The organism is Paraburkholderia oxyphila NBRC 105797 (assembly GCF_000685075.1).
Taxonomy (GTDB): domain Bacteria; phylum Pseudomonadota; class Gammaproteobacteria; order Burkholderiales; family Burkholderiaceae; genus Paraburkholderia; species Paraburkholderia oxyphila.
Genome location: NZ_BAYD01000192.1, coordinates 1 through 10,319, shown reverse-complemented (window position 1 = coordinate 10,319; position 10,319 = coordinate 1). Strand labels below are relative to the sequence as shown.

The window sequence follows — 10,319 nt, the reverse complement described above, 5'->3', positions numbered from 1 at the left end:
CCGCGAAAACAAATTCTGCGATGGGTACTACGCACCTGGACTCGAGCGCCTCGAGTCACCCCACATTCATCGGCAGCAGCACCATCTGCTTCCCCTGCAAATGCAACCGCGACTGTATTTCGACAGGCGTCTGATTATGCAGCCATGCCGTCAGGAAGCTTACGCGCCGGAAGATCAGCTTGCTGGCAAAGCAGACGCTATTCGGATACTCGTCCATCGTCTTTTCGGCGAGGTTCATGAACTCAAGCACCGGATGCGTCCCGAATGCAACGCGATAGTCGGCGGCAATACCATGCCGGCGGCAGTGCGCCATATAGTATTCGAGCGAGGAGATCATGGTGTGCTTGAGCCGCTCGAGATGCTCGGCGCCCTCGTAGCTTTGCGCATCCACTTCGCCCACCGCGAGAAAGATCACGCTCTTGAAGTGACCGGGAAAGAGCCGGTTCACCCACAGCAGCGCATGCATGCTCGCGCCGCGATGCTTGCCCACCAGCAGGATCGCCGTCGGCTGCGCCGGATCGAGCGCGAGCGCGGCTTGCTCGGCGTCCACTTCGGGCGCCTGCCCGGCGAATAGCGCATCTTCGCGCGCGAGCTGCGCGCGCGTGTCCGAGTAGTGGCGCTTGATGAAGAAACACAGCGCCACGACGGCGCTCGTCACCAGCACGGTCAGCCAGCCGCCTTCGGTGAATTTTTCGACCAGCGTGATCACGAGCACCGTCGCGGTCACGGAAAGCCCCAGCGCCGAGAGCAAGAAATGCTTGAGCCAATGCTGCCCGTCGCGCCGGTGCTGCCACCAGTACGTGCACATGCCGAGCAGCGAGAGGCTGAAGGTCAGGAACACGTTGATGCTATAGAGCACCACCAGTACGGAAACATCGCCGCGCGTCCACAGCAGGATCACCAGACTCGCCACGCCCATCACGATGATGCCGTTCTGCCTCACGAGACGCGTGGAGAGATCGCGGAAGTGGCGCGGCACCCAGGAGTCGACGGCCATGTTCGAGAGCACGGCGGGACCGTCAAGAAAGCCTGTTTGCGCGCCCACCAGCAAGAGCCCCGCTTCGAACGCGAGCACGGCCGCCAGCAGCGCATGACGCGCGAACGACGAGCCAAGCCCCAGATGATCAATCACGCTGCCGAACACCACCGCGTTGAGCGTCTCGCCCTCGACGGGCTTCGCGTGCCACAACATATAGAGCAGGATGATGCCGCCCGCCGTAAACGCCAGCGAAGATGCCATATAGGTCATCGTAAGCTTGCCGTTGGGCACGCGCGGCTCGGCAAGCATGTTCACGTTGTTCGAGACGGCTTCGAGACCGGTATAGGTCCCGCCGCCGAGCGAGAACGCGCGCATGAGGAGCGCGGCCACCACGAGCGGCCCAAGCGCGTGCGCCATGCCATGCGCCTCGCCCACTGCGTCCGGCACGATGCTCGCGAGATGGCTGCCGTGCACCGCCACGCCATAGACGATCAGCCCCGCATGCAGCACGACGAACCCGATGAAGATCGGCAGCAGCACCAGAATCGACTCGCGCATGCCGCGGAAATTGAGTCCCGTCATGAGCACGATGAGGATCAGCTCGGTCACGAGCTTGACCGATTGCGCGCCAACCGGCAACAAGCTGAAGAATGCGTCGACGCCGCTCGCGAGCGAGGTCGCCACCGTCAGCACGTAGTCCACGAGCAGCGCGGCGCCCGAGACGAGGCCCGGGCGCGGCCCGAGCAGCGCGGTCGCGACGCGGTAGCCGCCTCCACCCGTGGGGAACAGTTCGATGACCTGGTTATAGCCGAGCGCGATGATGAAGACCGTCAACGCGGTGGCGAGCGCGAGAAAGAGCGCGAGCGCGTGGTGCTGGCCGAGTGCGAGGAAGGCTTCCTCCGGGCCGTAGCACGACGATGAAAGACCGTCCGCGCCGAGCCCCACCCATGCGAGCAGGGGCGTCACGGCAATGGCGTGGCGCGTTCGGGGGTCGAGCGGGTCGAGCGGCGCACCGACAAGCAGGCGCCAAACCTTGTTGTGCGCAGCCATGGCTCCTCCACTCCGGCGGGACAGGCGCGGATCATTCTGCCATAGCGGCTATGCGAGGTTGCCAGGGATAAACGAGGGTCTGGCGCTACACGTATATTTCAATTTGCTTGCAGAATACTTGCCGGCTGCCCGTCAAGCGTGGGTTCGTGGGTTCCCGATCGATGCGCGAATGCCCACCGGCGATCGTCGATCAAGGCGAGCAGCGCGCCGACATTGGGTCGACGCCAATTACATAGGTATCCATAGTATTCTTTTCTGGAACCCAGCCTCCTCACGCCCAGTCTCCAGACAAGATCAAGCTCGACGCATTGCGTGCGGCAGGCGATCGCGGACCAACACGGGCTGATCGTCGTGGCACGAACACTTGCCTGCCACCGGTGCGACGGCCACACGCTGGCCGAACAATTTGCACCCACTTCGCCGCTCTGACAGACGCGCCTCCATTCGGCGGTCTTATATCAAAACGCGGCCTGCACGTCTCATTTTTCTCGATCAGACAGCCAGTAATTCCAGGAAAAGTCCTATCCATTTTGAGAACACTGACGCCTATTCTCATCAATCCAACCACCTGAATAGGAATACTCAATGATCCTCGACAAGAAGATCGCCACGATCGCATGGGTTGCGGCTGCCATCGCTCCGGCCATGGCGTTCGCAGGCAGCGCGAACACCATCAACTTCCAGGGCGAAGTGACGACCCAGACCTGCGCGGTCACGGTCAACGGCAACGCGGCCAATCCGACGGTTCTCCTGCCCACCGTCTCGACCGCGGCGCTCGCGACGGCGGGCAGCAACGCCGGCATGACCACCTTCACGGTCGGCGTGACCGGCTGTACGTCGGTGTCGAGCGCGACGCCGATCAAAACGGTGTTCGTCGGCAACCAGGTCGACAGCAACGGCAACCTCGGCAACACCGGTACCGCGGGCAGCGTCGCGCTGCAACTGCTGGACCCGACCGCGCCGTCCACGCCGTTCAGCCTGCTCGGCGCCACGGGCTATGCCGCTACCGGTCTGAACCTCGCTGCTGGCTCGACCTCGGCCACGTACAACTACGCTGTTCGCTACTACAGCGCAACGGGTACTGCGACCGCCGGTTCGGTGCTGGGCAGCGTGCAGTACGCGGTCAGCTATCAGTAAGCCTCGAGCGCCTGTCCCCCCGGGCCCGGCGTCCTGAGCCGGGCCCGGAGACTTCCAGGCCCAGTGTCTCAATCGTTGCGCAAAGAAGGTAATACGGCATGACGTGGTTCAACGCGAAACTATTCAAGGTGATGGCGCCGCTGGCACTGGCGGCGCAACTCGGCAGCGCTTCGGCCAGCGTCGTCATGCCCGCGACCCGGGTGATCTACCCCGCCGACGCGCGCGAGCAGACCGTGCAGTTCACGAGCCAGAATGACTCGCCCAGTGTCATGCAGCTCTGGGTCGACTCCGGCAATCCGGAGTCCACGCCGCAGACTGCCGACGCCCCCTTCATCGTCACGCCGCCGGTTTTCAGGATCAATCCGAAAGCCGGGCAAACCGTCCGCCTCGTGTTTACCGGCAAGGCACTGCCCCAAGACCGCGAATCGGTGTTCTACCTGAACACCCTGGAGATCCCTTCCATCAACCGTGCTTACGCCGACCAGAACCAGATGCTGGTGATGCTGCGTAACCGGCTCAAGATTTTCTATCGCCCGGCAGGCATCGCGGGCAGCGCGCAGAAAGCGCCTGAACAGTTGAGCTTCCAGCTCGAGAGCGAAGCCGGCAAATGGCGTGTGAGCGTGAATAACGGATCGGGCTACTACATCTCGCTCACCGAGGGCGGCGTCGTGAGCGGCTCGCAAGTCGCGAGCTTCACCCCGTCCATGATCGCGCCGCATGCCGCGCAAAGCTGGAAGGTCGAATCCGCGCGCATCAACGGCAGCGCCCCTCTACGCGTGAAAGTGAAATACGTCGACGACTACGGGGCAATCCGTGACGCCGAGTATCCGCTCACCTTCACGGCGGGCAAGAACTGAGATGAAGCGTTCGCTACACGTCGCAGCGCGCCCTGCGCGCCGCGTGGCAAGACACGTGTCGAGAAAAGACCTGCATCCGGCCACGAGGCTCTCGCTCAGCGTGGTCGCGCTCGGTTTCGCGGTGCCGGCGCTTCCGGTGTTCGCCGCGCCGGTCGATATCGACGCCAGCGGCTCTGGCACGGCGGCGGCGTCCCCCCCCGAATACAACTTCGACAACCGCCTTCTGCTCGGCTCATCGCTGGGCGTGGCCGACATCGAGCGCTACAACAAGGCGAGCGTCGTCGACCCGGGCCGCTATCAGGTGGACATCTACCTGAACAGCAACTTCATCTCGCGCAAGGCTGTCGAGTTTCGCGCGGCCCAGGACGGCGAGATCTACCCCTGCCTCAGCGATGCTTTCCTGCGTGACAGCGGCGTGCTCGTCTCCGGCATCAAGTCCGGCGGCGACCCGGTCAATACCGCGCCCGCCGAGACGCCGCTGCCCGACCGCCAGAGCGGCATGACCGCTGGCGCGGAGCAGGCCGGCGGCACGGACACGCCCGGGGAATGCCTGCCGCTAGCGAGTCGCATCGAAGGCGCGTCCACGGCATTCGACCTGTCGCGGCTGCGCCTCGATATCAGCGTCCCCCAGGCGTTGATGAAAAGCACGCCGCGCGGGTCGATCGACGTCAAGAGCCTCGACGCTGGCCAGACCATGGCCTACGTCAATTACGACACCAACTACTACACGTCTTCGGCGCTTGGCTACAAGGCGAACTCGTTCTACGCCGGCCTGAACGCGGGCGTGAATTTCGGCCTCTGGCGCCTGCATCAGCAGTCGGCCTTCAGTTATTCGGACGCCGGCAATTTCCACTACTCGCGCTGGAACAACATCCGCGCCTATGCCGAGCGGCCCCTGCCGCAAATCGGCAGCGATCTCGTCATCGGGCAGAACTTCACCGGCGGCAGCCTGCTGAGTTCGGTCGCCTATACCGGCTTTCATCTCGAAACCGACGAGCGTTCCCTGCCCGATTCGATGCAGGGGTACGCGCCGGTCGTGACCGGCATCGCGAATACCAATGCGCGCGTGGTCGTCAGCCAGAATGGCAATACGATCTATCAGACCACGGTCGCGCCCGGACCATTCAGGATTACTGATCTCAACCCGACCAGCTTCCAGGGCGACCTGACCGTTCAGGTGTTCGAAGCGAACGGGCAGGTGTCCTCGTTCGTCGTGCCGTTCTCGGCCGTGCCGAGCTCGCGGCGCGCGGGCTCGTCCCACTACAGCTTCACGGTCGGCAAGGTGCGCCAGGTCGAGGGCGCGAATGCCGCGTTCGCGGACCTCACCTACGAGCGCGGCCTGACCAACAACGTCACGCTCAACAGCGCCGCGCGCCTCGCCAGCGACTACCAGGCGCTGCTCGCGGGCGCGGTGTTCGCCACCCCCATCGGTGCATTCGGCGTGAACGCGTCGTGGTCGAACGCGCTCGACGTGACCGGCCACTACACCAACGGCTGGCTCGGCTCGGTCACCTACAGCCATACGATCGCGGCCACCCAGACCACCTTCGCGCTCGCCGGCTACCGCTATTCGACGAGCGGCTATCGCGATTTCGTCGACGCGCTCGGCGCGCGAGCCGCCTGGGAGAGCGGCCGGAACTGGTCGTCGAGCACGTACCAGCAGCGCAACCAGTTCACGGTCAACCTGAACCAGAACTTCAACAGCTATGGCTCGCTGTCGTTCTCGCTCGGCGTGAGCAACTACTACGGGGCCAAGGCGCGCGATACGCAGTTCCAGATCAGCTACAACAACCATTTCAAGTCGTTGAGCTACAACCTGACGTTCGTGCGCCAGCACACAGGGCCGCTCTATTCGACGAACGGGCCGGACTTCTACACGGGCGGCGGGCAGACGAACGTCCAGACGGGCATGCAGTATCCGACCTCGAACACGTTCATGGCGACCGTGACGATTCCGTTCGGCTCCGGGCCGCGCGCCGCGTCGGTGTCCGGCGGCGTCACGCTCGCCTCGAATTCGGGCAGCACGTACCAGACCTCGGTCTCGGGCATCGCCGACGAGGCGCAGACCGTCAGCTACGGCCTCACGGGCACGGCGCAGGCCGGCGACGGCCAGCGCAGCATCAGCGGCAACATCCAGAAGAACCTCTCGATGATCACGATGGGCGCGAGCTACTCGCAGGGCAACGGCTTCTGGCAAGGCGGCGCCACGGCGCGCGGCTCGGCGGTCGCGCACAGCGGCGGCGTCACGCTCGGGCCGTATCTCGCCGACACGTTCGGCGTGGTCGAGGCCAAGGGCGCCGAAGGCGCGACGGTGCGCAACGGCCAGGGCGCGCAGGTGGACCGCTGGGGCTATGCGATCGTGCCGTCGCTCACGCCCTATCGCTACAACGACGTCGCGCTCGACAGCAAGGGCATCGGCACCGGTGCGGAGCTCACGGGCAACCAGCTGCGCGTCGCGCCCTACCCCGGCTCGGCCGTGCTGCTGCGCTTCTCGACCCTGACCGGTCACGCCGTGCTGATCCGCTCCACGCTGCCGGACGGCAAGCCCCTGCCGCTGGGCGCGGACGTCCTCAACAGCGACGGCGCCGCCATCGGCATGGTCGGCCAGGGCGGCCAGGTCTATGCGCGCGTGCCTTCGGAGCGCGGCGTCGTTACCGTGAAGTGGGGCGGGCGGCACGAAGACCAGTGCACGATCCCTTATGACGTCAGCGGGCAGGATCCCAAGGCCGCCCTCGTGAACCTGACGGCCGGCTGCGCGCCCATCGAGGCGTCGGCCAGGCAATGAGCGACGCCCTGCTTGACGGTCCGGGGCCGGGGCCGGTGTCAAAGCCTGGCGCCCACCACCACCGGTCGATCATCGACAGACAAGATCCCCAATCGAAGGCACCCTCCATGTCCTGCAGATTCATGAATACCGTTGCTCACAGGCTCAAGGCGCATCGAACCGCCTGGCTGACGTTGCTCGCCTGCGCCCTCGGCCTGGGCCTGCCCACGTCGTCGTGGGCGGTGTCTACGTCAACGGGATGCTACAAGATCACGGGGCTCACCACCGACCAGAACAGCGCGTACTACACCGATCCCGGCACGATCACGACGAACTGGGTGGGCTCGACCGATACGGCAGGACAAGGCGCCTACCCGATGACCGTCACGATCAACACCCCGCCCTTCGTACCCGACGGCACGCTGCTTGGCAGCGCCATTTCGCCGGTCTACAACATGGGATCGAACGGCGTGGGCACCTACAGCCCCGAACAGGTGCTGTGGCGCTGCTCGCCGGAGCCCGCCACGGCCAACGGCCTGTTCGAGTTCTACTCGACCAACGGCGACAACAACTATGCCGGCAAGTGGGACGCGAGCGCGGACTCCGGCATCCCCGGCACCTACTACACCTATTACAAGGGCCTCATATCGCGCATCACCAACCTCACGACGGGACAGTACGCCTCCCGCTATTGGGCCGCGCGGCAGATGACGGGCCTCGACAAGGACAGCCAGGGCTGGCTGCTCGTGAAGGCCAAGAACTTCAGCCAGTACAAGCTCGAATTTTTCCAGTGCAGCGCCTGCACCGCATACTATTCCAACAGTTCCACCAACGCCGGCTACTGGTCCTACACACAGCCAGTCGGTTACGTGGCATTCGTTGCGCCCAACTTCGGCGGCGACGTACAGATCGGCGCCGACCACAACGTTGCGTACGACGGGTTTTATAGCCGATGGCCGGGAGCGATCACCGCCTATAACACCGTCTACATCAGACGAACGGCAACCTGTGCGGTGACCAATGCCACGCCTGTCGTCAACTTTCCGCTGATTACCGTGAACGATCTGAATCAGGGCCTCACCCGACAGTTGCCCGTGACGATCCAGATGCAATGCCAGTCCACGACCCCTTCGGGCATGCGCGCCTTCGCGAGCGGCACCGCGGCCAACCAGACCGCGCTGGGCATCCTCGCGCAGCCGGCCAACGCACAGGCCGCGGTCACGGCGGGACTCACGACCAGCGGCAGCGGTGTGACCTACCTGCTTTCCGACGGCTATGGCACGGATCCATCGGTGGCGACCGGCGTCGGCGTCGCGCTGACGAGGCCGGGCGGCGGCGCGCTGAACTTCCTCACGAACCAGTACGTCACGCTGGGTGGCACGCAAGACGGCTGGGATGCCGTCCTGAACGACGCGACCTCGACCGGGTCGCCCGGCACGGGATTGACTTCGTACACGCGCCAGATCAACGCGACCTTCAAGGCCTTCGCGCCGGGAACGGTGGCCGTCACGCCAGGCCGCTACAACGCCACTGCCCAGGTGATCGTCCGTGTCCAGTAAAGCCGACCGCGACACGCGTGCTGCTCCGCCTTGCCGAGTTCGCGCAGGCACACCAGGGCCGCGCGGCCGTCATGCGCGAGCGGATAGCGGGTGCCCTCTTCGCTTCGCCCGACTCGGCCGACTCGGCCGCCTCGCGCTCGCACAGGCGGCACTGCTAGCCGCCGCGTTGAGCCTGCCCGCTCATGCGGGCGTGACACCCGAAGCATCGCGCGTGATTTTTCCAGCCGGCGCGACCGAGCAGTCACTGCAGGTCTTCAACGCCAACCAGTATCCCGTGCTGGTCCAGGCCTGGATCGACGACGGCCGCATCGACGCCGTGCCGCAGGAATCGACCGCTCCGTTCGTGGTGCTGCCGCCGATTTTCCGCATGGCCGCGGGCGACCAGACCAGCTTGCGGATCATCCACTCCGGCGCGAAGCTGCCTTCCGATCGCGAATCGCTGTTCTGGCTCAACCTGTACGAGATCCCGGGCTTGCCCAAGCAGCAGCCCGGCAACGCGCAGGCCGTCACGATCACGATGCGCACGCAGTTCAAGGTCTTCGTGCGCCCGGCCGGCCTGCCCTACGGGCCGCGCGAACTGCCGAAACGGCTCACCTTTTCGCTCGCGCGTGCCGCGGGCAAACTCACCCTCAAGATCGGGAATCCAACGCCCTACTACGCGAGCTTGAGCGCGGTCCTCGTGAAAGCCGGCGGCCACTCGCAGCAGATCACGCCCGACATGGTCGCACCGCTCTCCACGGCCACGCTCGCACTCGACCCGCTCGACGCCCAGGCGGGCGAAAGCGCAGAAGTGCTGTTCTCGCTAATCGACGATGACGGCATGCCCGTGGTCGACAGCGTCAAGGCCGAAATCGCGCCTTGAGGCAAGCGGCGGGCCACAGGCCGCAGGGTCGGTTAGTCGATATCTTCAGGAATCCTGCTAAAAATACACGCCCGACTAGCGCTAAACAAGGGCCTGATGTCGCAAGAACATTTCAATTCGCTTGCAGCGCTTTCGCCAAACAGAACCCACAAACCGATCGTGTTCGGCGCATCGCATCGACACGGACCGGTGTAACGTGCATGTCCGAAGCGCCCCCTGAACCGGCCATGCTGGACGGCATCGGTGGACGGCGCGACCCAAGGACCTCTGTTGGACCATACCCGATTCGATTGCACGCGATGCGGCAAGTGCTGCCATGATCTACGCCTGCCCGTGAGCTTCGCCGAGGCCCGAAGGTGGCTGGAACGCGGCGGCGACGTGGACATTCTGTGCGAGGCCATCCCGTGGCCGGTGGAGCCCGATGCGTCGAACGCCTTCGCCGCATACAAGCGCAAGCGGAGCTTTCCCGCGATGAGCGGCACCTTGCCGATCCGGGTCGCGGTGACGCTGGCGGCATCGTTCACGGGTGCCTGCCCGAATCTGGGCGACGCCATGCGTTGCGGCATCTATGAAGAGCGCCCCCTCGTCTGCCGGGTGTATCCGGCGGAGGTCAATCCGTTTATTCCATTGAAGCCGGAGCACAAGCTCTGCCCGTCCGAAGCATGGCAGGGTGTCACGCCCTTTGCGATCGATGGGATACCGGTCGATCCCGCTACGCGCGCGGCGATTGAACAGCGCAGGCGCGCTGATGAGGACGAGCTGGAGGAGAAGCGCGCGCTGTGTGAGCGATTGGGCATCGATAAGGCTGCCGTTTCTAACGAAGGGTTTTTGATCGTATCGGTGGATCGGGAGCGATTACTCGCTGCACTGTCCGAGGTGCTAACGGCCGGCCAGCCTGGCGCGGATCAGCGCTCGTGGACGCTCGTTTCGAATCGGCGCGTGACGGTGGACACGCTGGTCAGTGTCGATGCAGTCAGCGAGATCGACGAAGGGCTGCAGCGTGATGGCGTCCAGTATGTTGGCGCGTGACTGCAATATTTCGCGTTTGCTTCGCGGGTGCTTCGCGGGTGCTTCGCGTTTCCTTGTTTTGCATTCGGCATGCAGGCGTTGC

The 10,319-nt window shown here is 64.7% G+C and carries 7 protein-coding genes; 6 read left to right on the top strand and 1 reads right to left on the bottom strand.

All coding sequences use genetic code 11. The features are described 5' to 3' along the window. Nucleotides 1-55: 55 nt before the first annotated feature. Nucleotides 56-2,029, bottom strand: coding sequence for an APC family permease (locus tag BO1_RS47215; protein ID WP_028223543.1), 1,974 nt, complete (start codon nucleotides 2,027-2,029; stop codon nucleotides 56-58). Between the two features lie 585 nt (nucleotides 2,030-2,614). Here BO1_RS47215 and BO1_RS47210 point away from each other — a divergent pair. The 6 genes from BO1_RS47210 (at nucleotide 2,615) to BO1_RS47185 (ending at nucleotide 10,237) form a co-directional block, all read left to right on the top strand. After that, nucleotides 2,615-3,166 (top strand): fimbrial protein, encoded by a 552-nt coding sequence (locus BO1_RS47210; RefSeq protein WP_043289119.1) that lies wholly within the window; start codon nucleotides 2,615-2,617, stop codon nucleotides 3,164-3,166. A 98-nt stretch (nucleotides 3,167-3,264) separates the two neighbouring features. Then, complete coding sequence (locus tag BO1_RS47205) at nucleotides 3,265-4,023, top strand: fimbrial biogenesis chaperone (protein WP_028223541.1); 759 nt, start codon at nucleotides 3,265-3,267, stop codon at nucleotides 4,021-4,023. A gap of 55 nt (nucleotides 4,024-4,078) precedes the next feature. Then, nucleotides 4,079-6,808, top strand: a complete 2,730-nt coding sequence (locus tag BO1_RS55765; protein ID WP_245644129.1) for a fimbria/pilus outer membrane usher protein — start codon at nucleotides 4,079-4,081, stop codon at nucleotides 6,806-6,808. A 122-nt stretch (nucleotides 6,809-6,930) separates the two neighbouring features. Then, on the top strand, nucleotides 6,931-8,346 hold the full coding sequence (locus BO1_RS47195; protein WP_245644127.1) for a fimbrial protein: 1,416 nt from the start codon (nucleotides 6,931-6,933) through the stop codon (nucleotides 8,344-8,346). A 166-nt stretch (nucleotides 8,347-8,512) separates the two neighbouring features. After that, complete coding sequence (locus tag BO1_RS47190) at nucleotides 8,513-9,208, top strand: fimbrial biogenesis chaperone (protein ID WP_281179260.1); 696 nt, start codon at nucleotides 8,513-8,515, stop codon at nucleotides 9,206-9,208. A gap of 270 nt (nucleotides 9,209-9,478) precedes the next feature. Then, nucleotides 9,479-10,237, top strand: coding sequence for a YkgJ family cysteine cluster protein (locus tag BO1_RS47185; RefSeq protein WP_028223538.1), 759 nt, complete (start codon nucleotides 9,479-9,481; stop codon nucleotides 10,235-10,237). The last annotated feature ends 82 nt before the right edge of the window (nucleotides 10,238-10,319 follow it).

What these genes read in the sequence shown, in the direction of transcription:
- BO1_RS47215 (WP_028223543.1), bottom strand. Translation starts at nt 2,029, where the DNA reads ATGGCTGCGCACAACAAGGTTTGGCGCCTGCTTGTCGGTGCGCCGCTC.
- BO1_RS47195 (WP_245644127.1), top strand. Translation starts at nt 6,931, where the DNA reads ATGAATACCGTTGCTCACAGGCTCAAGGCGCATCGAACCGCCTGGCTG.
- BO1_RS47205 (WP_028223541.1), top strand. Translation starts at nt 3,265, where the DNA reads ATGACGTGGTTCAACGCGAAACTATTCAAGGTGATGGCGCCGCTGGCA.
- BO1_RS47210 (WP_043289119.1), top strand. Translation starts at nt 2,615, where the DNA reads ATGATCCTCGACAAGAAGATCGCCACGATCGCATGGGTTGCGGCTGCC.